The sequence below is a fragment of the Solimonas sp. K1W22B-7 genome (genome assembly GCF_003428335.1).
GTDB lineage: Bacteria > Pseudomonadota > Gammaproteobacteria > Nevskiales > Nevskiaceae > Solimonas_A.
In genome coordinates, this window is sequence record NZ_CP031704.1 from 2140890 (window position 1) to 2162412 (window position 21523).

Genomic DNA, 21523 nt, shown 5'->3' on the forward strand with positions numbered 1-21523 from the left:
ATGGTAGCGAAAACCCCGTTCAGGCCAAGGATTTGTAGGTAAAATACCACTACACGGAGAGATGGCAGAGTGGTCTATTGCGGCGGTCTTGAAAACCGCTGACGGGCAACCGTCCGGGGGTTCGAATCCCTCTCTCTCCGCCAAAGTTAAGTTACTTCAGAATTGAGCGGTAAACTCTGGAAAGTTAAGGAAGGATTCGAACCCCCGGACAAACAGTGCAGGGTTCGGGCCCTGCGCGAGAGCGCAGGGCTGCGCGGCCTGAAGGGCCGCGGGGCGTAGCCCCGAGCCGCCTTGGCGGCGAGCCATCCCTCTCTCTGCGGAAGATGGAAGCTCAGGATTGTTCAGTTTGGCGGTCTTGGGGGCGGAAACCGCCGATCTACTCCCAAAAAAGCCAAAAATTTTGACCTTATGTGCGTGATTTCACGCCAAATAGCTGAATTTGTCGCCCTCTTTCCTTAAAATTCGCGCGCCCTGATTACATTCGCCTCTTTAAAACACGCACCTGACCCAGCGGAGCTTTTGATTTCATGAACGAGAAAATCCTCAACCAGATCGCGCTTGCCATGGTTGCCGACGGCAAGGGCCTGCTGGCCGCCGACGAATCCACCGGCACCATCGAGAAGCGCTTCAACAGCATCAAGGTCGAGAACACCGAGGCCAACCGCCAGACCTATCGCGACATGCTGTTCACCACCGCCGGCTTCGAGCAGCACACCAGCGGCGTGATCCTGTTCGAGGAGACCCTGTTCCAGAAGGCGCTGGACGGCACGCCGTTCGCCAAGCTGCTGGAGTCCAAGGGCGTGATCCCGGGCATCAAGGTCGACAAGGGTGCCAAGGACCTGGTCGGCGCGCCCGGCGAGACCGTGACCGAGGGCCTCGACGGCCTGCGCGAGCGCCTGGCCAAGTACCACGAGGCCGGCGCCCGCTTCGCCAAGTGGCGTGGGGTCATCACCATCGGCAACGGCATCCCGTCCGACTACTGCATCCACACCAATGCCCACGCGCTGGCCCGCTACGCCGCCCTGTGCCAGGAAGCCGGCATCGTGCCGATCGTCGAGCCGGAAGTGCTGATGGACGCGGACAACACCCTGGAAGTCTGCGAAGACGTCACCAACCGCACCCTGGCCGCCGTGTTCCACGAGCTGAGCCTGCAGCGCGTGCTGCTGGAAGGCATCGTCCTGAAGCCCAACATGGTCATCTCCGGCAAGAAGTGTCCGGTGCAGGCCGACCGCAAGACCGTCGCCGCCGCCACGCTGCGCACCCTCAAGCGCCAGGTGCCGTCCGCCGTGCCGGGTATCGCCTTCCTCTCCGGCGGCCAGTCCGACGAAGATGCCACCGCCCACCTGGACGAGATGAACAAGCTCGGCCCCAACCCCTGGAAGCTGACCTTCTCCTACGGCCGCGCCCTGCAGGCCGCCGCGCTGAAGGCCTGGGCTGGCAACAATGCCGACGCCGGCCGCAAGGCTCACCTGCACCGCGCCAGGATGAATGGCCTGGCTGCGCTGGGCCAGTGGAGCGCCGCGCTGGAAAAGGCTGCCTGAGCGTCTCGCAGTACAAGAAAGCCGCCTGGGGCAACCCAGGCGGCTTTTTTTTATTTTCGTAGGAGCGGCTGTAGGAGCGGCTGTTAGCCGCGATGGCGGGTGATCATGAGAACCTGCGTTCGCGGCTAGCTGTTGGCCTCGGCGAAGGCTGACTCAATGTCAGCCTGAGTTAAGCCAACAGCCGCTCCTACACAGCTCCCACGTCAGGGATCAGCGGCCGGCCGCCTCGAACAGCTCCAGCACCCGCGCCTCCGCCCAGCTGCGCAGCCTCAGGTCCTCGATGAACCCGCAGTGTCCGCCATGCTCGGTGGCCAGGAAGGCGCGCACCGATCCCTCCGCCCGCAGCCCCTCGAAGTAGCGGTAGGGGATCACCGGGTCGTCCTTGGCCGTCAGCACCGCCACGGGCGAGGGTGAGGCCAGCAGCATCTCCGGCGTCAGCGTGTACGCCGCCAGGTAGTCGTCCATCGACGGGTAGTCGGTGAAGTCGGCGACGAAGCGGCGGGTGGACTCGGTGAAGCTGCGGATGCCGGGGTAGGCGGAGAAATCATGCTCCGGCCAGGCGGCCTTCTTGGCGCGCAGCGTCTTGCGCCACTTGTCGAGGAAGTACAGCCGGAACATCAGCGGGCCGTACTCGATGGCCTCCAGCGTCGAGCCCGGGTGGATCGCCGGCGAGATGCCGATCGACAGCTGCGGATTCACGCCGGCGGCGGGACCGCGCAGGCCGATGCGCAGCGCGAAATTGCCGCCCAGCGAGAACCCCACCACGAACAGGCGCTCGTCGCCGTCCAGCTGCTGCGCCGCACGCGCTGCGCCCAGCACCTCGTCGATGCGCGCCGAGTGGAAGGGCTCGCGGTTCAGGTGGTGTGTGCCGCCGTGGTCGCGCAGGTTGAGGCGGAAGACGTTGTAGCCGGCGGCATACAGCGTGCAGGCCATCGAATAGAGGTAGGAGGAATCCTGGCTGCCTTCCCAGCCGTGGATCAGTAGCGCCAGCCCGCGGGAAGCCTGCTCCGCAGGCTGGCGCGAATGAAAGCCCGCCAGGCGCACGCCGTCGCCGCAGTCCAGCTCATGGCGCGTGGCCACCGCCTCCATGCGGCTGCCGCGCTTGAGCCACAGCTTCCGCCGCGGGCTCTTGGTGGCCAGCAGCGACTGCAGCTGCGCGTGGCGGATCAGCAGCGGCGGGCGGAAGCCCGCGTCGCTCACAGCAGCTGCTCCAGCAGCTGCTCGTAGATCGCCGACAGGGGTTCCAGGTCGGCCACGCGAACGTGCTCGTTGATCTTGTGGATGCTGTCGTTGATCGGACCGATCTCCACCACCTCGGCCCCCCAGGGCGCGAGGAAGCGGGCGTCCGAGGTGCCGCCGCCGGTGAACAGTTCCGGCTTGAGCCCGGTGACCGCGCCGATCGCCGCCTCGGCGGCGGTGATCAGGCCCGCCTGGCGCGTCAGGAAGGGTTCACCCGAGAGCTGCCAGTCGAGCTGGTAGCGCAAGGCGTGTCGCTGCAGCGCCGCTTCGACGCGCTCGCGCAGCGAGGCCGCGGTGGACTCGGTGCAGTAGCGGAAGTTGAACACCACCTGGCAGTCGCCGGGCACCACGTTGTTGGCGCCGGTGCCGGCGTGGATGTTCGAGACCTGGAACGAGGTCGGGGGGAAGTGGGCGTTGCCCTGGTCCCACACCGTGGTCACCAGCTCGGCCAGTGCCGGCGCCAGGCGGTGGATCGGGTTCTCGACCTTGTGCGGGTAGGCGACGTGGCCCTGCTTGCCGAATACCGTCAGCACGCCGTTGAGCGAGCCGCGGCGGCCGATGACGATGCGGTCGCCGAGCTGCTCGTTGCTGGAGGCTTCGCCGACGATGGCGTAGTCCGGCACGATGCCGCGGGCCTTGAGCACTGCCACGACATGGCGCGTGCCGTGCTGCGCCACGCCTTCCTCGTCGCTGGTGATCAGGTAGGCGAGGCTGCCGCGCAGCGGCCGGCGCGCCATCAGGCGCTCGGTGGCGCAGACCATGGCGGCGATGCCGGACTTCATGTCGGCGGCGCCTCGGCCATAGAGCAGGCCGTCGCGTACTTCCGGCTGGAACGGGTCGCTGGTCCACTGTTCCAGCGGACCGGTCGGCACCACGTCGGTGTGGCCGGCGAGGATCAGCAGCGGGCCACCGCTGCCGGTGGTGGCCCAGAGGTTGGTGACGCCGCCGGCATTGATGTATTCAAGTGTGAAGCCGAGCTTCTGCAGGCGCGCACCCAGCAGTTCGCAGCAGCCGGCATCGTCCGGCGTCAGCGAGCGGCGCGCGATCAGCTGCTCGAGCAGCCCCAGTACCGGCGAGTCACCGTCTGCCATGTCGGCTACAGGTCGCGCAGCAGGGCGTTGATGCCGACCTTCTTGCGGGTCTGCTCGTTGACGCGCTTGACGATCACGGCGCAGTTCAGGCTGTAGCGCTCGCCCTTGGGCAGCGAACCGGCCACCACGACACTGCCGGCCGGCACGCGGCCGTAGAGAATCCGGTCGTTCTCGCGGTCGTAGATCGGCGTGGACTGGCCGATGAACACGCCCATCGAGATTACCGAGCCGCGCTCCACCACCACGCCCTCGACGACCTCGGAGCGGGCGCCGATGAAGCACTCGTCCTCGATGATCGTCGGCGCAGCCTGCAGCGGTTCCAGCACGCCGCCGATGCCGACGCCACCGGAGAGATGCACGTTGGCACCGATCTGCGCGCAGGAGCCCACGGTGGCCCAGGTGTCGACCATGGTGCCGGCGCCGACGTGGGCGCCGATGTTGACGTAGGACGGCATCAGGATCGCGCCCGGCGCGACGTAGGCGCCCTTGCGCACGGCCGCCGGCGGTACCACGCGTACGCCAGCCTTGGCGAACTGTTCCTGGGTCCAGCCGCTGTACTTGAGCGGCACCTTGTCGTAGCCCTGGTGCTCGCCCATCGGGATGACGACGTTGTCGTGCAGGCGGAAGTACAGCAGCACGGCCTTCTTCAGCCATTCATTGACTTGCCACTGGGAATTGCCGGTGGGCTCGGCGACGCGGGCCTGGCCGCTGTCCAGCAGTTCGATGACGGTCTGCACGTCGTTGCGCAGGGCGGTGTCGCTCTTGTTGAGGCCGTCGCGGGCCTCCCAGGCGGCTTCGATACGGCTCTTGAGTTCTTGGTGGCTCATGATTCAGTCAGGGGGCAATGAAAAAAAGTCAGGCCGCGTCGGTGCGGTCCAGGGTACGGGTCAGCACCTCGCGCAGGTCGTCGAGCACGCGCTCGTCGCGGATCGGGCGGTGCATGCGGTCGGTGATGTAGAAGACGTCTTCGGCGCGCTCGCCGATGGTGCCGATCTTGGCGGCGTCGAGCAGGATGCCGCGCTTCTGGAACACGCGGCCGACCATCGACAGCAGGCCCGGCTGGTCGGCGGCCACCAGTTCCATGATCGTGCGTCGGCGCGCTTCGTCCTGGCTGAAGTGGATGTGCGTCGGCGTGTTGAAATGGCGCAGGCGCTGCGACACGCGGCGGTTGACCTCCACGGTCGACATCTCCGGGTCGCTCAGTACCTTGCGCAGGGCGTTGCGGATCTCCTCGAAGCGCATGCCCGGCTGGATCGGCGTGTTGTCGCCCTCCATCACGGCGTAGGAGTCCAGCACGAAGCCGTCGTTGGTGGTGTGCAGGCGTGCGTCGAGAATGTTGAGGCCCAGGCGCGCCAGCACGCCGGCGGACAGGCCGAACAGGTGGTCGCGGTCGCGGGTGTAGACGAACACCGTGGTGCCGCGCTCGCTGAGCGTTTCCACCAGCACCAGCGGCAGCTCGGCCTCGCGCGCCGCCAGGATCGCCGGCAGGTGCCAGGCCAGTTCCTCCGGCGAATGGCGCAGGAAATACTCGGGGTCGAAGCGCTGCCACACCCGCTTGGCCACCTCGGCATCGACGCCGCGCTCGGTCAGCACGCGCAATGCGCGTGCACAGGTCTCGGCGATGCGTTCCTCCGGGCCGACCGGGTCGTCCAGGCCGCGCTCCAGCGCGCGTGCAGCGGCGTTGTAGAGGTCCTTGAGCAGCGACTCGCGCCAGGAATTCCACAGCGCCGGGTTGGTGCCGCGGATGTCGGCGCAGGTCAGCAGCAGCAGGTAGTCCAGGCGGTCGCGGTCGACGATCTTGCGGGCGAACTTGGCGACCACGTTGGGGTCCTGCACGTCCTGCTTCTGCGCGGTCAGCGACATCACCAAGTGGTTCTCGACCAGCCAGGCCACCAGCGCCGCGTCGGCATGGGACAGGCCGTGGTCCAGGCAGAACTGCTCCGCTTCCTCGGCGCCGAGGTGCGAATGATCGCCGCCGCGGCCCTTGGCCATGTCATGCCAGAAGGCGCCCAGGTACAGCAGCTCGGGCTTGGCGATACGCTCGAACACCTGGTTGGCGAAGGGCAGCTCGTGCTGGAAGCGGCCCATCGCGAAGCGGCGCGCATTGCGCAGCACGTAGAGCACGTGCTCGTCCACGGTGAGCGTGTGGAACAGGTCGTACTGCATCAGTCCGACGATCTTGCCGAACGAGGGCAGGTAGCGGCCCAGCACGCCGTAGCGGTTCATGCGGCGCAGGTTGCGCGTCAGGCCGCGGCCTTCGCGGAACATGTCGATGAAGATGCCGCGGGCACGCACGTCGTTGCGCACCGTGTCGTCGATCAGGCGGACGTCGCGCATGATCATGCGCAGCGTCTGCGCGCGGATACCGGCGATCTTCGGGTGCTGCTGCAGCAGGCTGAAGATCTCCAGCAGCGCCCAGGGTTGCTTGCGGAAGACGTCGTCGTCGCGCGCCTCGATGGTCAGGTTGCGCACCTGGAAGCGCGCATTGAGCACTTCGGGCTCACCGGCGTCCGGGGTCAGGATCGCCTCGTCGAACAGCTGCAGCAGCATGTCGTTGAGGCAGGACAGCGACTTGATCGTGCGGTAGTACAGCTGCATGAACTGCTCGACCGCGCGGTTCTTGTCGTTGTCCTCGTAGCCGAACAGCGCCGCCACCTTGATCTGGTGATCAAACAGCAGGCGGTCCTCGCGGCGGTTGTTGATCATGTGCAGGGCGAAGCGCACCCGCCACAGGAAGTCCTGGCCGGCGAACAGCTCGTCGCTTTCCTGCTTGTTGAGGAAGCCGTGCTCGCGCAGTTCGGCCAGCGTCTGCGCGTTGAAGTGGCGCTTGGCGACCCAGCCGATGGTGTGGATGTCGCGCAGACCGCCCGGGCTTTCCTTGACGTTGGGTTCCAGCTTGTAGCCGGTGTCGTCGTACTTGCGGTAGCGCGCCGCCTGCTCGGCCTTCTTGGCCTCGAAGAATTCCTTCACCGGCCAGACGTGATCGGGCGTCAGCGCCTGCTGCATCTGCTGGTAGAGCACGGTGTCGCCGGTCAGCATGCGCGCTTCCAGCAGGTTGGTCATCACCGTGATGTCCTTGACCGCCTCGTCGACGCATTCCTGCACCGTGCGCACGCTCTGGCCGACCTCCAGGCCGATGTCCCAGGCAAAGGCGGTCATCTGCTCCAGCGCCTTGCGGTGCTGCTCCAGCGACTCGCCGGAATGCAGCAGCAGGATGTCGATGTCGGAGTGCGGCAGCAGTTCGCTGCGACCGTAGCCGCCCACTGCCACCAGGGTCAGGCCGTCGGTCAGTTCCGGCAGGAACTTCTGCCAGGCGGTGCGCAGTACCTCGTCCACCAGGTGGGCGCGGGCGTGCACCAGGGCGTCGGCGGCAGTGCCCTCGTGGAACAGGGTGTAGAGCCGCTCGCGGCCCCACTTGAGGGTCTCGCGGAAGGACGTCACCGGAGAGGCGCCCTGCGCCAGGCGCGAGCGGATGCGCGGGGCGCTGAAGATCGCGGATGCGTCCTCGTCGGCCAGGTCGAATTCGGCGCCCATCACATGGCACCGCCGCGCAGCGTCATCACTTCGTAGCCGGTCTCGGTGACCAGCACGGTGTGCTCCCATTGCGCCGACAGCGAATGGTCCTTGGTGACCACGGTCCAGCCGTCGGGCAGCAGCTTCACCTCGGGGCGGCCGGCGTTGACCATGGGTTCGATCGTGAAGGTCATGCCGGGGGCCAGCTCCATGCCGGTGCCCGGCTTGCCGTAGTGCAGCACCTGCGGTTCTTCGTGGAAGATCCGGCCGATGCCATGGCCGCAGTACTCGCGCACGATCGAGAAGCCGCGCGCCTCGGCGTACTTCTGGATGACGTGGCCGATGTCGCCGAGGCGGACGCCGGGGCGCACCAGCCTGATGCCCTCGATCATCGACTCGTGGGCGGTTTCGGCCAGGCGGCGCGCCAGGATGCTGGGCTCGCCGACGTAGAACATCTGGCTGGTGTCGCCATGGTAGCCATCCTTGATCACGGTGACGTCGATGTTGACCACGTCGCCCTTCTTCAGGACCTTGGCCCCGGGGATGCCGTGGCAGACCACGTGGTTGACCGAGGTACAGATGGACTTGGGGAACGGCGGGCGGCCGGGGGCCGCGCCGTAGCCCAGCGGGGCAGGGACGTCGCCGCCCCTGACGATATGGTCATGGCAGATCCGGTTGAGCTCGTCGGTGCTGACGCCGGGCTTCACGTACGGGGCGATCATCTGCAGGACCTGCGCGGCGGCCTGACCGGCTTCGCGCATCTTCTGCTGTTCTGCGGGGGACTTTATGGTGACGCCCATGGGGCTGGCTACCGGAAATCTTTGAAATAAAAGGGGGGTTATGGTATAAAGCGCGCCCTTCAAAGGCAACGCAATCTATTGTAGCGCCTCTGAAAATCCACTCGCGCCCACTTTGGGTGAGCCTTCACCGGGCGCGATTAGCCAAACCCAAGGAGTAGTACATGTCTAGCATTACCATGCGCCAGCTGCTGGAGGCCGGTGTTCATTTCGGCCACCGTACCCGTTACTGGAACCCGAAAATGGATGAATTCATTTTCGGCGAGCGTAGCCGCATTCACATCATCAACCTCGAGCAGACCCTGCCGCTGCTCAAGGACGCCTGCAACTTTGCCGGCAAGCTGGCCGCCAACGGTGGCCGCATCCTGTTCGTCGGCACCAAGCGCGCTGCCCGCGAGGCCATCGAAGATGAGGCCAAGCGCTGCGGCATGCCGTTCGTTTCCCAGCGCTGGCTGGGCGGCACGCTGACCAACTTCAAGACCGTCAAGGCCTCCATCAAGCGCCTGGTCGAGATGGAAAAGACCGTCGAGGACGGCACCATCAACCGCCTGACCAAGAAGGAACAGCTGACCTTCTCGCGCGAGCTCGAAAAGCTGCGCAAGTCGCTGGGCGGCATCAAGGAAATGCCGACCCTGCCGGACGGCCTGTTCATCATCGACACCGGCTACGAGAAGAACGCCGTGGCCGAGGCCAAGAAGCTCGGCATCCCGGTCATCGCCGTGGTCGACACCAACAATGACCCCTCGGGCATCGCCTGCGTGATCCCGGGCAACGACGACGCCACCCGCGCCATCCGCGTCTACACCCAGTGCGTGGCCGAAGCCATCATCGACGCCCGCGGCGCCAACCCGATCCCGTTCCGCGAGGCCCCGCCGGAAGTCAGCGACGACCGTTCGGCCCCGAAGAAGCCCCGCCCCCCGCGCAAGCCGGGCGCCGGCGACCGTGACCGTGGCCGTGGTGGCCGTGGCCGTGGTGCCGAGAAGGCCGAGTAAGAGAGGCCCGACATGACCCAGATTACTGCTGCCCAGGTCAAGGAGCTGCGCGAGCGTACCGGCGCCGGCATGTCCGACTGCAAGAAGGCCCTGGAAGCCACCGAGGGCAATATCGACGCCGCAGCCGAGAAGCTGCGCCTCGATGGCGCCGCCAAGGCTGACAAGAAGGCCTCCCGTACCGCGGCCGAGGGTGTTGTCGTCCTGGCCAAGTCGGATGACGCCGTTGTCCTGCTCGAGCTGAACAGCGAGACCGACTTCGTGGCCAAGGGCGAGGATTTCCGTGCCCTGGCCCGCGAGGCTGCCGAGCTAGTGCTCAAGCATCGCCCGGCCAATGTCGAAGCCCTCGGCCAGCTGTCGGCCGACGGCGAGACCGTGGACCAGAAGCGTCGCGGCCTGATCGCCAAGATCGGCGAGAACATCACGCTGCGCCGCTTCGAGATCGTCTCCAAGGCCGGTGCCGACCTGGTCACCTACGTGCACCCGGGCGACAAGATTGCCGTGGCCCTGGCCATGGACAAGGGCGAGACCGAGCTGGCCAAGGACCTGGCGATGCACACCGCCGCCATGGCCCCGCGCTACCTCAACGCCGGCGAGATTCCGGCCGATGTGGTCGAGGCCGAGCGCAAGGTGATCGACGCCACGGTGGCCCAGGAACAGGTCGACGCCAAGGCCGATTCCGAGAAGTTTGCCAGCGCGCTCAAGGAAATGGATGCCGAGAAGCAGAACGGCGTCTATGAAGGCCTGTCCGACGAGGACAAGAAGGCCTGGGACGACGACTACGCGGCGATCAAGAAGAAGTTCGGCGGCGGTTTCAAGCCCAAGCCCGCCGAGATTCTGGCCAAGATGGTGGACGGCAAGGTCAACAAGTTCCGCGCCGAGCTGACCCTGCTGGGCCAGCCCTTCGTCAAGGCTCCCAACGGCGAGTCCGTGGAGAAGATCCTGGCCGACAAGAAGTCGGCCGTGGCGCGCTTCGTCCGCTTCGCCGTGGGCGAGGGTATCGAGAAGAAGAAGGAAGACTTCGCTGCCGAAGTCGCCGCGACCCAGGCAAGTCTGACCGCCTGATTTTGCGGTAAACTCAGCGCAGGTTGTGAACCAGACCCCGGCAACGGGGTCTTGTTTTAAGTAAACCCTGAAAAATCCGCCAGATAGAGCCTGCCCATGTCCGCCCAGCCCGCGTACAAGAGAATTCTGCTGAAGCTGTCTGGCGAAGCCCTGATGGGCGATCTGGGTTTCGGCATCGCTCCGCCAGTGACGGAGTTTTTGGCCAATGAAATCAAGGCGGTAGTCGAGGCCGGCGTGCAGGTCGCCCTGGTCGTCGGCGGCGGCAACATCTTCCGCGGCGAGCCCCTGGCCAAGGCCGGCATGGACCGCATCACCGGCGACCAGATGGGCATGCTGGCCACCGTGATCAACGCCCTGGCCCTGCAGGACGCGATCGAGCGCACCACCGGCCTGCAGGCCCGCGTGCAGTCGGCGATCCGCATCAACGAGGTCTGCGAGGACTTCATCCGCCGCAAGGCCATGCGCCACCTCGAGAAGGGCCGCGTCGTGGTCTTCGCCGCCGGCACCGGCAACCCCTTCTTCACCACCGACTCCGCCGCCGCCCTGCGTGCCGTGGAAATCGGCGCCGACCTGCTGCTCAAGGCCACCAAGGTGGACGGCATCTACACCGCCGACCCCAAGAAGGACCCCTCGGCCAGGAAGTACGACACCGTGACCTACGACGAGGCCCTGAATCGCCGCCTGGGCGTGATGGACCAGACCGCCATGGTGCTGTGCCGCGACAACCGCATGAAGCTTTGCGTCTACGACATGGACCGTCCCGGTGCGCTGATGAGCATCGTCCGTGGCGACCGCAGCATCGGCACCTACGTCGACGCCTGAGCAGAGAACAGAACAAACGTATCCGGAGATTGCGATGACCACCGAAATCAAGAACGACGCCACTGTCCGCATGCAGAAATGCCTGGACACGCTGAAGAACGAACTGGCCAAGCTGCGCACCGGCCGTGCCAGCGCCGCGATCCTGGACCATGTCCGCGTCGACTACTACGGCTCCCCGGTGCCGATCTCGCAGGTCGCCAGCGTCGTGGTGGAAGACTCCCGCACGATCACCATCACGCCCTGGGAAAAGCCGATGGTCGGACCGATCGAGAAGGCCATCATGACCTCGGACCTGGGCCTGAACCCGAACACCGCCGGCCAGACCATCCGCATCAACATGCCGCCGCTGACCGAAGAGCGCCGCCGCGACCTGGCCAAGGTGGTCAAGACCGAGGCCGAGGGTGCCAAGGTGGCGATCCGCAACGTGCGCCGCGACGCCAACCAGGCGATCAAGGACCAGGAAAAGGCCAAGAAGATCACCGCCGACGACGTCAAGCGCGGCGAGACCGAAATCCAGAAGCTGACCGACCAGTTCGTCGCCAAGGTCGACGAAGCGGCCCAGGTCAAGGAAAAGGAACTGCTGTCGATGTAGACCGGTCTCCCGGACTGGTCTGCCTTCGTTCCAGGACACTGCCTCATGAGTCGAGACGCCCCCGAGTTGCCCTCCGAGCCGAGGCCACGCCATGTCGCCATCGTCATGGACGGCAACGGCCGCTGGGCCAAGGGCCGTGGCCAGCCCCGTGCCATGGGACATCGGGCAGGGGTCAAGGTGGTGCGCCGGATCCTGCGCGCGGCGCACAAGGCCGGCGTCGAGGCGCTGACCCTGTTCGCCTTCTCCCAGGAGAACTGGAAGCGTCCGGAAACCGAGGTGAAGCTGCTGATCCAGCTGTTCGTGCGCACCCTGGCGCGCGAAATGGACGCCATGCACCGCAACGGTGTGCGCGTCCGCTTCATCGGCGACCGCAGCGGGTTCCCGGAACCCCTGCGCCGGGAGATGCAGCGTGCCGAGCTGCGCACCGCGGACAATGCCGGGGTGAAGCTTTCCATCGCCGTGGGCTATGGCGGCCAGTGGGACATCGTGCAGGCCGCCAATGCACTGGTGGAGGCGGGCGAGCCGATCACCGCCGAGGGCATCGAGGCACGCCTGCAGACCGCTGGCCTGCCCGAACCGGACCTGATGATCCGCACTGGCGGCGAACAGCGCATCAGCAATTTCCTGCTGTGGCAGCTGGCCTACACCGAGCTCTACTTCAGCGACGTGCTGTGGCCGGATTTCAGCGAGCTGGAGTTCCACCAGGCCCTGGCCTGGTACGCCGGCCGCGAGCGCCGCTTCGGCCGCGTGCCGGAAGCCTCCTGAGGTGCGCCGTAGTAGTTTCCGGCCTTAAGTGACAAACTGTCGAAATCTGTCGTCCGTCTCCCGAATCCGACGCCCTCACCAAGACCGCCCGCCATGCTCGTCCAGCGCGTCGTTACCGCCCTGATCCTGCTGCCCCTGCTGCTGGCGCTGGTCTGGTATGCGCCCACCCCCTGGCTCTATGCCGTGCTGGCCCTGGTCGGCATGCTGATGGCCTGGGAGTGGACCGGCCTGATGTCCTGGGCCGAGCGCGGACGCCGCTGGGCTTACACGGCGGTCTGCGGTCTGCTGCTGGCCCTGGCCTGGTTCGTGCCGGGGCGCGAAAGCCTGCTGCCCTGGCTGCTGGGCGTGGCGGTGCTCTGGTGGCTGTTCGCGATCTCGCTGTTCCCGCGCTTTCCCGACAACATCGGCAAGCAGCAGACCTCGGGTTTGCCGATGGCCCTGCTGGGCCTGCTGCTGACCGTCTCGACCCTGCTGGCCCTGGCCGCCCTGCATGCCATGGGCCCGCTGAAGCTGCTGTTCTTCCTGTTCATCGTCTTCGCTGCCGACACCGGCGCCTATCTCGCGGGCCGCAATTTCGGCAAGCGCAAGCTGGCGCCGAACATCTCGCCGGGCAAGACCGTGGAGGGTGCCGTCGGCGGCCTGTTGCTGACCGCCGCCTGGGCCATGACCGCGGGACTCTATGTCTTCGCCCCCAGCGGCAACCAGGTCTGGCTGCTGCTGTTGCTGACCGTGGTGGTGGCGGCCATCTCGATCGTCGGCGACCTCACCGAGTCGATGTTCAAGCGCATCGCCGGCATCAAGGACAGCGGCAACATCCTGCCGGGCCATGGCGGCATCCTCGACCGCGTCGACAGCATTCTCGCCGGCGCGCCGGTGATGGTGCTGGGCCTTTACCTCACAGGCCTGTAATGCAGAATCTCGTCGTCCTGGGCGCGACCGGCACCATCGGGCGCAACACACTCGACGTCGCGGCGCGACACGCCGACAAGCTGCAGGTCCTGGGCCTGAGCGCCCAGCGCGATGCCGAGGGCCTGTTCGAACTCTGCCGCCAGCATCGTCCCCGTTTCGCCGTGCTGCAGGACCCTGCCGCCGCCGAGCGGCTGCGCGGCCTGTGCCGCGAGGCCGGGCTGGCCTGCGAGGTGGGTTCAGGCGCCGAGGCGATCTGCGCGCTGGCGGCCCATGCCGAGGCCGGGCAGGTGATGTCGGCCATCGTCGGCGCCGCCGGCCTGCTGCCGACGCTGGCGGCGGTGCGCGCCGGCAAGCGGGTGCTGATCGCCAACAAGGAGCCGCTGGTCATGGCCGGCGCCCTGCTGATGGCCGAGGCCGAGCGCTTCGGGGCCACGCTGATCCCGATCGACTCCGAGCACAACGCCATCTTCCAGTGCCTGCCGGCGCCGGCGCGCTGCGGCGAGGTTCCCCGGGGCGTGCGCCGGCTGGTCCTGACCGCCAGCGGCGGCCCCTTCCGCGAGACGCCGCTGGCACAACTTGAAACCGTGACCCCGCAACAAGCCGTGCGGCACCCGAACTGGGTCATGGGCCAGAAGATCTCGGTGGACTCGGCCACCATGATGAACAAGGGCCTGGAACTGATCGAGGCCGCGGTGCTCTACCGCCTGCCGGCCGGGCAGCTGGACGTGGTGATCCACCCCGAGAGCGCGATCCATTCGATCGTCGAGTATGTCGACGGTTCGATGCTGGCCCAGCTGGGCCAGCCCGACATGCGCGTGCCGATCGCCCATGCCCTGGCCTGGCCGGAGCGCTGGGAGTCGGGCGTGGGAGGACTGGACCTGGCGGCCCTGGGCCGTTTCCGCTTCGAGGCGCCGGACGAGCGCCGCTTCCCCTGCCTGCGCCTGGCACGGCGCGCGCTCAGGGAAGGCGGCGTACTGCCGAACGTATTGAACGCGGCGAACGAAATCGCTGTCGAAGCATTTCTGCAGCATCGGCTGGACTACCCGGGGATTCCCGCAGTGATCGAAGAGGTAATGGACGCCGCCGGCGGGCGTGAGGCCGGCGCGGACCTGGACAGCATCCTGGCGCTCGACGCCTGGGCCCGCGGCGTGGCCACACTGGCTGTGGGCGAGCGTGGCCGGAGCCGCCTGCATGCATGATTTCTTCTGGGGGCTGGGCGGATTCATCGTCGCGATGGGTGTCCTGGTCGCTTTCCACGAGTTCGGCCACTACTGGGTCGCGCGCCGCTGCGGCGTCAAGGTGCTGCGCTTCTCGATCGGTTTCGGCCGCCAGATCTGGACCCGCCGCGCCGCCGACGGCGTGGAATGGACCCTGTCGGCGATCCCGCTGGGTGGCTACGTCAAGATGCTGGACGAGCGCGAGGGGCCGGTGCCGGCCGCCGAACGCCACCTGGCCTTCAACAACGCCACGGTCGGCCGGCGCATCCTGATCGTCGCCGCCGGACCCACCTTCAACTTCCTGCTGGCCATCGCCTTCTACTGGCTGGTGCTGGTCATGGGCGTGCAGAGCATCAAGCCGATGATCGCCGCCCCGGCCGAGAAGTCCGCCGCCGCCGCGGCCGGCCTGCGCGAGGGCGAGCAGATCCTGCAGGTGGCGGGCGCACTCACCCCGACCTGGATCGAGCTGCGCACCGAGCTGATGGACAAGGCCATGGCCGGCGGCAGCATGCCGCTGCGGGTGCAGGCGGCCGACGGTGGCATGCGCGACGTGCACCTGGACCTGCGCGGGGTCCGGGTGGACCCGCAGTTTGTCTTCACCGACCTGGGCCTGGAAGTCTACGAGCCGCCGATCCCCGCGATCGCCGCCAGCGTGGAAAAGGGCAGCGCCGCCGATGCCGCCGGCATGCGCGACGGCGACCAGATCGTCAGCCTCAACGGCCAGCCGATGGCCAACCGCCGCGAAGTGATTGCCTGGGTCAGCGCCCGGCCGGAGCAGGTCGTCCGGATCGGGATCCTGCGCGGCTCGCAAACCCTGGAGCTGCAGGCCATCGTTGGCCGCGTCGAAACCCAGGGCCGCGTGATCGGCCGGCTCGGCGTCAGCCTTGGCGTGCTTCCGGGCTCCGACATAGCGGGCTCCCGGGACTTGTGGCAGGATTTGCGCGCCGAAAGCCGGCGCGACCCCCTGGAGGCCATGCCGGCCGCCGTGGCCCAGACCTGGCGGATGTCCGCGCTGACCTTGAAGTTGTTGTGGCGGATCGTGATCGGCGAGGTCTCGTTGAAGAATATCAGCGGTCCGATCCAGATCGCTGAGGTGGCGGGTTACTCTGCACAGATCGGTCTCGTGCAGTTCCTTGCTTTCCTGGCAGCGATGAGCGTCAGCCTCGGGGTGATCAACCTGCTGCCGGTGCCGGTGCTCGATGGCGGGCATCTGCTGTTTTACGGAATCGAGGCGTTGAAGGGTTCGCCGTTGTCGGCTCGGGCGCAGGAGTTTGGGCTGCGTCTCGGGTTCACGTTTGTGGTGATGCTGATGGGGTTGGCGTTCTACAACGACCTGCTGCCGCGCTTCGCGAAATTGCTGAACTGACCGCTGTACTTTGCTATTCAGTTGACTAAAAAAGAAACCAGATCAGTGAAACCGCTGAGAACGAAAAAAACGGCGCTGGCCAGCGCCATCGCTGCGCTCGTGTTGACGGGCCAGGCCTACGCCTTCCAGCCTTTCACGATCAAGGAAATCCGCGCCGATGGCCTGGAGCGCCTCGAGATCGGCACGGTCCTGACCTATCTGCCGCTGTCGGTGGGCGACGAGCTCAACGACGCCACCTCGCGCCAGGCGATCCGCTCGCTGTACGGCTCCGGGCTGTTCCAGGACGTGCAGCTGCAGCGCGACGGCGACGCCCTGGTGATCGTGGTCAAGGAACGCCCCTCCATCACCGCCTTCACGATCGAGGGCAACGAGAAGATCGGTGGCGACGACCTCAAGAAGTCGCTGAAGGACCTGGGCCTGGCCGAGGGCGAACTGTTCAAGCGCGAGCTGCTCGACGGCGTCGAGCAGGAACTGCGCCGCCAGTACTACTCCAACGGCTACTACGACGTCGACATCAAGGCCAAGGTCACCGAGGAAGAGGGTAACCGCGTCAGCATCAAGATCGACGTGGTCGAGGGCAAGGTCACCCGCATCAAGGACATCAACCTGCTCGGCAACAAGGCCTTCGGGACCGAGGAGCTGCTCAAGCAGTTCGCGCTCGAGGGCACCACCTGGATGCCGTTCCAGAGCAGCGACAAGTATTCCAAGCAGAAGCTGGTCGGCGACCTGGAAAAGCTGCAGTCCTACTACCAGGACCGCGGCTACCTCAAGGCCAACGTCTCCTCCGTGCAGGTCGCGCTGACGCCCGAGAAGGATTCGATCTACATCACGGTCAACCTCGAGGAAGGCGAGATCTACAAGATCAAGGATCGCCGCTTCTCCGGCGAGACCATCCTCAACGAGCAGTTCCTGAACGCGCTGGTGACGACCAAGCAGGGCGACATCTTCTCGCGCAAGGAAGCCACCGACAGCGCCAACCGCATCGAGGCCGCGCTGTCCGACATCGGTTACGCCTTTGCCGAGGTCAACCCGGTGCCCGAGGTGGAAGAGGGCACCCGCCTGGTCAGCATCAACTACGTGGTACAGCCGGGCAAGCGCGCGTATGTGCGCCGCATCGGCTTCAGCGGCAACCTCGGTACCAACGACGAGACGCTGCGCCGCGAGATGCGCCAGCTCGAGGCTGCGCCGTTCTCCAAGAGCCTGGTGGAGCGTTCGCGCGTGCGCCTGGCGCGCCTGCCGTTCATCGAGGACGTCGAGGTGGACACCCGCCCGGTCGCCGGCTCGGACGACATGGTCGACATCGCGTTCAAGGTCAAGGAGCGCCCGCCCGGATCGGTGCAGTTCGGCGTCGGCTACTCCGGCGCGCAGGGCTTCCTGATCACCGGCAGCCTCACGCACACCAACTTCCTGGGCACCGGCAACCGCGTCGAGGTCTCGGCCGAGAACAACTCGATCTCCAAGGCGCTGAGCCTGTCCTGGACCGATCCCTACTTCACCGCCGACGGCATCAGCCAGACGGTGTCGGCGTTCTACCGCAGTTCCGAGTCGGTGATCCGCTACAGCTCGGGCTTCAACACCAACGTGCTCGGCCTGAACCTGACCTACGGCATCCCGCTGTCGGAATTCATGACCCTGCGCGTCGGCGGCGGGCTCGACGAAACCTCGATCGAGACCTTCCCGGCCTCCACCTCCAACGAGGTGCTGCAGTTCGTCATCGACAACGGCACGCGTTTCTTCAACTACTCGTTCCGCACCGGCATCACCTACGACTCGCGCAACCGCACCTTCTTCGCGGACCGCGGCGCGCTGCACTCGCTGAGCCTCGACCTGGGCATCCCGGGCAGCGACATCGAGTTCTACAACCTGAGCTACCGCGGCCAGCAGTACGTGCCGATCTACAAGGGCCTGTTCCTCGAGCTGAACGGCTCGGTCGGCCTGGTCGACACCTACGGCAGCGACCAGGAAGTACCGCCCTACGAGAACTTCTTCGCCGGCGGTCCGCGCACGGTGCGCGGCTACCGCGACGGCTCGCTGGGCCCCCACGACACGCCGTTCGATAACCCCTACGGTGGCAAATTCCGCGCGACGGCGCAGAACAATCTGATCATTCCGTTGCCGATCGCCAGCGACGGCAAGTCCACGCGTCTGAACCTGTTCTTCGACGTCGGCCAGGTGTTCGCACAGCCGGGCGACTTCCAGGCCGGCGAGCTGCGCCAGTCCGCGGGCATTGCCTTCTCCTGGTTCACGCCGTTCCTCGGCCTGCTCGACCTGAGCTATGCATTCCCGCTCAACGACGAGGAAGGCGACGAGGCCGACCGCTTCCAGATCCGTTTCGGCGGTGGCTTCTAGGGCCTGTTAACACTACGGCAGTCGCTGCGATGCCCCCGTATTTGCGGCCAGGCACGACGCGAGGAGGAAGTTTGGTGGTTCCAAATAACCGACGAGCAACACAGCATGGCCGCAAAGACGGGGGCACCCGGAGGGCGGGACCGTTTTGGCGCATGGCGTCGTCCCGCCCCGCTGATGTACGTCTAGTACACGGCGCGTGCCGGGACATAGCCCTGCGCCAAAACGGTCTCCGTCGCAGCGACTGCCGTAGTGTTAACAGGCCCTAGGGGCTGCCGTAATATTGCGCTGTCACACTTCTACTCCATTCATAGACAGAACCCAGAGACTTACGATGCAAAACCTCACCCGTATCCTCAGCGTCATGGCCCTGGCTTCCGGCGCGTTGCTGTCCACGCCGGCGATGGCTGAACTCAAGATCGCCTCCATCCGCCTCGGCGAGGTGTTCCAGCAGTCGCCCACGATCAAGGCCGGCGGCGAGAAGCTGAAGGCCGAGTTCGAGCGCAAGAAGAACGAACTGGAAGCCGAAGGCAAGCGCCTGTACGACGACAGCGAGAAGTTCAAGAAGGAGCGCGACCTGCTGTCCTCGGCGGATCGCAGCAAGCGCGAGAAGGATCTGGCCAACCGCAACGTCGAGTTCCAGCAGAAGCAGCGCCAGGCGCAGGAAGACCTCGCCGGCCGCGAGCGCCAGATGTTCACCGACGCGCAGGCCAAGGTCGACGTCATCATCCAGCAGCTGGTCAAGGAAAAGCAGCTCGACCTGATCGTGCGCGACCCGGTCTGGGCGACCCCGGCGGTGGACATCACCGACGAAGTGGTCAAGCGCCTGGGCCCCGGCGCCGCCGCCAAGTAAACAGTTGTTCGTTGCCGACGGCCCGCGGCCCTTGCCGCGGGCCGTTTTCGTTTGTTTTCAGTGGCCGGGGAGGGGGACTAGCCCGGCCGGACCTGCGATAATCGACGCATGACCACGCATAGCCTGGCCGATTTGGCCGCAAGATTCGGTCTGGAGCTGAAGGGGGAGGGCGCCACCGCCATCCAGGGCGTCTGCGCGCTCAACCCCGGCAAGCCCGGCTGTATCGGCTTCCTGTCCAATCCCAAGTACCGCGAACAGCTGGCCGGCACGCAGGCGGCGGCGGTGATCGTCGGTCCGCGCGATGCCGAGGCCCTGACGATCCCGGGCCTGGTCGCCAAGGACCCCTTCCTGGCCTACGCGCGCCTGGCCCAGCTGTTCGACCCCGATCGCGAGTTCGCGGCGGGGGTCCATCCGGGTGCCATGGTGTCGCCTGCGGCGCGGCTGGGCAGCGGCGTCCACGTCGGTGCCGGCGCCGTGATCGAAGCCGGGGCGCAGGTCGGCGACGGCAGCTACATCGGCCCCGGCTGCGTCATCGGTCGTGACGCGCAGATCGGCGAGGCTTGCCGGCTGGTGGCGCAGGTCCACGTCGGCGCACGGGTGCGCCTGGGCCGGCGCTGCACGGCGCAGCCCGGCGCGGTGATCGGTTCGCGCGGCTTCGGCAACGTTCCCGGCCCCGAGGGCTGGGAGGAAATCCCGCAGCTGGGCAGCGTGGTCGTGGGCGACAACGTCGAGATCGGTGCCAACACCTGCATCGACCGCGGCGCGATCGACGACACCGTGATCGAGGATGGCGTGCGCCTCGACAACCTGATCCAGATCGCCCACAACGTCCGTATCGGCCGCCACACCGCCATCGCTGCCTGCACCGGCATCGCCGGCAGCACCCGCATCGGCTCGCGCTGCTTCATCGGCGGCGCGGTCGGTATCGCCGGACATCTGACCATCGCCGACGACGTGTCCATCCTCGGGCGCGCCATGGTCACCCATTCGATTCCGGAAAAGGGCGTCTACGGCTCAGGCCTGCCGCTCAGTGAAGCGCGCGAGTGGCGCAAGACCGTCGCACGCATCCGGCGCTTGCCGCGCCTAGAAGAAAGACTGCGTGAGGTCGAGCGCCAACTGCAGCTCGACCCCAGGGAACAGGAAAATGACTCCAACGAATCTTGATATCCGCGAAATCCTCAAGCTGCTGCCGCACCGCTATCCGTTCATGCTGGTGGATCGCGTGGTGTCGATCGACGCCGAGGCCGGCACGCTGGTGGCGCTGAAGAACGTCACCTACAACGAGAACTTCTTCCCGGGCCATTTTCCCGGTCTGCCGACCATGCCGGGCGTGCTGATGCTGGAAGCCATGGCCCAGGCCTGTGGCCTGCTGGCGGTGGTGAAATCCAACCTGCGCTGCGACTCCGGCTACATCCTGTACTTTGCCGGCATCGACAACTGCCGTTTCAAGCGGCCGGTGGTGCCTGGCGACCAGCTGCATTTCCATATCCACCTGGACAAGCAGAAGCGCGACCTGTGGAAGTTCAGCGCCCAGGCCAAGGTCGGCGACGAGCTGGCCTGCGAGGCGGAGATGATCTGCGTGCTGAAGAACGCCGGCCGCGACACCGGGAGCGATTGATGACCTCAGGTATCCATTCCACCGCCATCGTCGACCCCTCGGCCCGCCTGCATCCCTCGGTGGAGGTCGGTCCGTATACCGTGATCGGCGCCAACGTCGAGATCGGCGAGAACAGCTGGATCGGCCCGCACGTGGTGCTGGGCGGGCCGCTGAAGATCGGCCGCCAGAACCGCATCTTCCAGTTCAGCTCCATCGGCGAGGTCTCGCAGGACAAGTCCGCGCGCCTCGACGACGCCACCTCGGTGGAGATCGGCGACGGCAACACCATCCGCGAGTACGTCACCATCCAGCGCGGCACGCTCAAGGACACCGGCATCACCCGTGTCGGCAACGACAACTGGATCATGGCCAACGTCCACATCGCGCACGACTGCGTGGTGGGGTCCAACACGATCCTGGCCAACGGCACCACCCTGGCCGGCCACATCACCATCGAGGACTACGTCGGTCTCGGCGGCTACACGCTGGTGCACCAGTTCTGCCGCGTCGGTGCCCATGCCTTCACCGGCGGCGGCACCGTGGTGCTGCGCGACCTGCCGCCCTTCGTGATCGCCGAGGGCCAGCCGGCCCGGCCGCGCGGCATCAACAGCGAAGGCCTCAAGCGCCGCGGGTTCACCCCCGAGCAGATCGACCAGATCAAGGACGCCTACAAGCTGATCTACATGTCCGGCGCGATCATGGCCGAGGTCAAGGAACGGCTCGCCGAGATGGCCAAGACCTCCGAGCACGCCGGCCAGATGCTGCAGTTCATCGAAACCTCCAAGCGCTCGCTGTCGCGCTGACACCAGACGGAATCCTCG

19 protein-coding genes and 1 tRNA gene are annotated in these 21523 nt (G+C 66.4%); 15 read left to right on the forward strand and 5 right to left on the reverse strand.

Annotation, left to right across the window (positions count from 1 at the left end; all coding sequences use genetic code 11):
* Nucleotides 1-55 precede the first annotated feature (55 nt).
* A tRNA-Ser gene (locus D0B54_RS09830) sits at nucleotides 56-143 on the forward strand.
* 384 nt (nucleotides 144-527) lie between these two features.
* Nucleotides 528-1541 (forward strand): class I fructose-bisphosphate aldolase, encoded by a 1014-nt coding sequence (locus D0B54_RS09835; protein ID WP_117291158.1) that lies wholly within the window; start codon nucleotides 528-530, stop codon nucleotides 1539-1541.
* 210 nt (nucleotides 1542-1751) lie between these two features.
* Here the strand turns inward: D0B54_RS09835 and D0B54_RS09840 are convergent, their stop codons facing one another.
* From D0B54_RS09840 to map, 5 genes are read right to left on the reverse strand one after another with little or no spacing between them, the layout of a single operon-like run.
* Nucleotides 1752-2741 carry a YheT family hydrolase gene (locus D0B54_RS09840; protein WP_117291159.1) on the reverse strand — a complete coding sequence of 330 codons (990 nt, stop codon included), beginning with the start codon at nucleotides 2739-2741 and terminating at the stop codon, nucleotides 1752-1754.
* Nucleotides 2738-3871, reverse strand: a complete 1134-nt coding sequence (gene dapE / locus D0B54_RS09845) for a succinyl-diaminopimelate desuccinylase (RefSeq protein WP_117291160.1) — start codon at nucleotides 3869-3871, stop codon at nucleotides 2738-2740. The genes D0B54_RS09840 and dapE overlap by 4 nt, the downstream gene beginning before the upstream one ends.
* 5 nt (nucleotides 3872-3876) lie before the next feature.
* The gene (gene dapD, locus D0B54_RS09850; protein ID WP_117291161.1) at nucleotides 3877-4698 is read right to left on the reverse strand and encodes a 2,3,4,5-tetrahydropyridine-2,6-dicarboxylate N-succinyltransferase; all 822 of its coding nucleotides are present in this window, start codon (nucleotides 4696-4698) and stop codon (nucleotides 3877-3879) included.
* A gap of 28 nt (nucleotides 4699-4726) precedes the next feature.
* The gene (glnD, locus tag D0B54_RS09855) at nucleotides 4727-7405 is read right to left on the reverse strand and encodes a [protein-PII] uridylyltransferase (RefSeq protein WP_117291162.1); all 2679 of its coding nucleotides are present in this window, start codon (nucleotides 7403-7405) and stop codon (nucleotides 4727-4729) included.
* A complete protein-coding gene (gene map / locus D0B54_RS09860) occupies nucleotides 7405-8184 on the reverse strand; it encodes a type I methionyl aminopeptidase (RefSeq protein ID WP_117291163.1) in 780 nt (259 codons plus the stop codon). Before map ends, glnD begins: the two co-directional genes overlap by 1 nt.
* Nucleotides 8185-8345: 161 nt before the next feature.
* On the opposite strand from map, the gene rpsB reads away from it, so the two are divergent.
* From rpsB to lpxA, 13 genes are all read left to right on the forward strand, one after another.
* The gene (rpsB, locus tag D0B54_RS09865; protein WP_117291164.1) at nucleotides 8346-9173 is read left to right on the forward strand and encodes a 30S ribosomal protein S2; all 828 of its coding nucleotides are present in this window, start codon (nucleotides 8346-8348) and stop codon (nucleotides 9171-9173) included.
* 12 nt (nucleotides 9174-9185) lie between these two features.
* Nucleotides 9186-10235: a translation elongation factor Ts gene (gene tsf / locus D0B54_RS09870; RefSeq protein WP_117291165.1), complete on the forward strand. Its 1050-nt coding sequence runs from the start codon at nucleotides 9186-9188 to the stop codon at nucleotides 10233-10235.
* A gap of 96 nt (nucleotides 10236-10331) precedes the next feature.
* Nucleotides 10332-11057: a UMP kinase gene (gene pyrH, locus D0B54_RS09875; RefSeq protein ID WP_117291166.1), complete on the forward strand. Its 726-nt coding sequence runs from the start codon at nucleotides 10332-10334 to the stop codon at nucleotides 11055-11057.
* Nucleotides 11058-11091: 34 nt separating this feature from the next.
* The gene (frr, locus tag D0B54_RS09880; RefSeq protein ID WP_117291167.1) at nucleotides 11092-11649 is read left to right on the forward strand and encodes a ribosome recycling factor; all 558 of its coding nucleotides are present in this window, start codon (nucleotides 11092-11094) and stop codon (nucleotides 11647-11649) included.
* A gap of 45 nt (nucleotides 11650-11694) precedes the next feature.
* The gene (uppS, locus tag D0B54_RS09885) at nucleotides 11695-12414 is read left to right on the forward strand and encodes a polyprenyl diphosphate synthase (RefSeq protein WP_117291168.1); all 720 of its coding nucleotides are present in this window, start codon (nucleotides 11695-11697) and stop codon (nucleotides 12412-12414) included.
* Nucleotides 12415-12507: 93 nt separating this feature from the next.
* On the forward strand, nucleotides 12508-13323 hold the full coding sequence (locus D0B54_RS09890; protein WP_117291169.1) for a phosphatidate cytidylyltransferase: 816 nt from the start codon (nucleotides 12508-12510) through the stop codon (nucleotides 13321-13323).
* Nucleotides 13323-14522 carry a 1-deoxy-D-xylulose-5-phosphate reductoisomerase gene (dxr, locus tag D0B54_RS09895; protein ID WP_117291170.1) on the forward strand — a complete coding sequence of 400 codons (1200 nt, stop codon included), beginning with the start codon at nucleotides 13323-13325 and terminating at the stop codon, nucleotides 14520-14522. Before D0B54_RS09890 ends, dxr begins: the two co-directional genes overlap by 1 nt.
* On the forward strand, nucleotides 14515-15906 hold the full coding sequence (gene rseP, locus D0B54_RS09900) for an RIP metalloprotease RseP (RefSeq protein ID WP_117291171.1): 1392 nt from the start codon (nucleotides 14515-14517) through the stop codon (nucleotides 15904-15906). The genes dxr and rseP overlap by 8 nt, the downstream gene beginning before the upstream one ends.
* A 45-nt stretch (nucleotides 15907-15951) precedes the next feature.
* Nucleotides 15952-18255, forward strand: coding sequence for an outer membrane protein assembly factor BamA (gene bamA / locus D0B54_RS09905; RefSeq protein ID WP_240433583.1), 2304 nt, complete (start codon nucleotides 15952-15954; stop codon nucleotides 18253-18255).
* A gap of 331 nt (nucleotides 18256-18586) precedes the next feature.
* Complete coding sequence (locus tag D0B54_RS09910) at nucleotides 18587-19105, forward strand: OmpH family outer membrane protein (protein ID WP_117291172.1); 519 nt, start codon at nucleotides 18587-18589, stop codon at nucleotides 19103-19105.
* A 108-nt stretch (nucleotides 19106-19213) separates the two neighbouring features.
* A complete protein-coding gene (gene lpxD / locus D0B54_RS09915) occupies nucleotides 19214-20269 on the forward strand; it encodes a UDP-3-O-(3-hydroxymyristoyl)glucosamine N-acyltransferase (RefSeq protein ID WP_117291173.1) in 1056 nt (351 codons plus the stop codon).
* Nucleotides 20250-20723 (forward strand): 3-hydroxyacyl-ACP dehydratase FabZ, encoded by a 474-nt coding sequence (fabZ, locus tag D0B54_RS09920; protein WP_117291174.1) that lies wholly within the window; start codon nucleotides 20250-20252, stop codon nucleotides 20721-20723. The genes lpxD and fabZ overlap by 20 nt, the downstream gene beginning before the upstream one ends.
* Nucleotides 20723-21505, forward strand: a complete 783-nt coding sequence (gene lpxA / locus D0B54_RS09925; RefSeq protein ID WP_117291175.1) for an acyl-ACP--UDP-N-acetylglucosamine O-acyltransferase — start codon at nucleotides 20723-20725, stop codon at nucleotides 21503-21505. Before fabZ ends, lpxA begins: the two co-directional genes overlap by 1 nt.
* The last annotated feature ends 18 nt before the right edge of the window (nucleotides 21506-21523 follow it).

Bases quoted from the DNA above. Each gene is read 5' to 3' on its own strand.
- uppS (WP_117291168.1), top strand. From the start codon at position 11,695: ATGAGTCGAGACGCCCCCGAGTTGCCCTCCGAGCCGAGGCCACGCCAT.
- D0B54_RS09910 (WP_117291172.1), top strand. From the start codon at position 18,587: ATGCAAAACCTCACCCGTATCCTCAGCGTCATGGCCCTGGCTTCCGGC.
- map (WP_117291163.1), bottom strand. From the start codon at position 8,184: ATGGGCGTCACCATAAAGTCCCCCGCAGAACAGCAGAAGATGCGCGAA.
- rpsB (WP_117291164.1), top strand. From the start codon at position 8,346: ATGTCTAGCATTACCATGCGCCAGCTGCTGGAGGCCGGTGTTCATTTC.
- lpxD (WP_117291173.1), top strand. From the start codon at position 19,214: ATGACCACGCATAGCCTGGCCGATTTGGCCGCAAGATTCGGTCTGGAG.
- D0B54_RS09835 (WP_117291158.1), top strand. From the start codon at position 528: ATGAACGAGAAAATCCTCAACCAGATCGCGCTTGCCATGGTTGCCGAC.
- glnD (WP_117291162.1), bottom strand. From the start codon at position 7,405: ATGGGCGCCGAATTCGACCTGGCCGACGAGGACGCATCCGCGATCTTC.
- dapE (WP_117291160.1), bottom strand. From the start codon at position 3,871: ATGGCAGACGGTGACTCGCCGGTACTGGGGCTGCTCGAGCAGCTGATC.
- D0B54_RS09890 (WP_117291169.1), top strand. From the start codon at position 12,508: ATGCTCGTCCAGCGCGTCGTTACCGCCCTGATCCTGCTGCCCCTGCTG.
- rseP (WP_117291171.1), top strand. From the start codon at position 14,515: ATGCATGATTTCTTCTGGGGGCTGGGCGGATTCATCGTCGCGATGGGT.
- lpxA (WP_117291175.1), top strand. From the start codon at position 20,723: ATGACCTCAGGTATCCATTCCACCGCCATCGTCGACCCCTCGGCCCGC.
- pyrH (WP_117291166.1), top strand. From the start codon at position 10,332: ATGTCCGCCCAGCCCGCGTACAAGAGAATTCTGCTGAAGCTGTCTGGC.
- frr (WP_117291167.1), top strand. From the start codon at position 11,092: ATGACCACCGAAATCAAGAACGACGCCACTGTCCGCATGCAGAAATGC.
- dxr (WP_117291170.1), top strand. From the start codon at position 13,323: ATGCAGAATCTCGTCGTCCTGGGCGCGACCGGCACCATCGGGCGCAAC.
- fabZ (WP_117291174.1), top strand. From the start codon at position 20,250: ATGACTCCAACGAATCTTGATATCCGCGAAATCCTCAAGCTGCTGCCG.
- dapD (WP_117291161.1), bottom strand. From the start codon at position 4,698: ATGAGCCACCAAGAACTCAAGAGCCGTATCGAAGCCGCCTGGGAGGCC.
- tsf (WP_117291165.1), top strand. From the start codon at position 9,186: ATGACCCAGATTACTGCTGCCCAGGTCAAGGAGCTGCGCGAGCGTACC.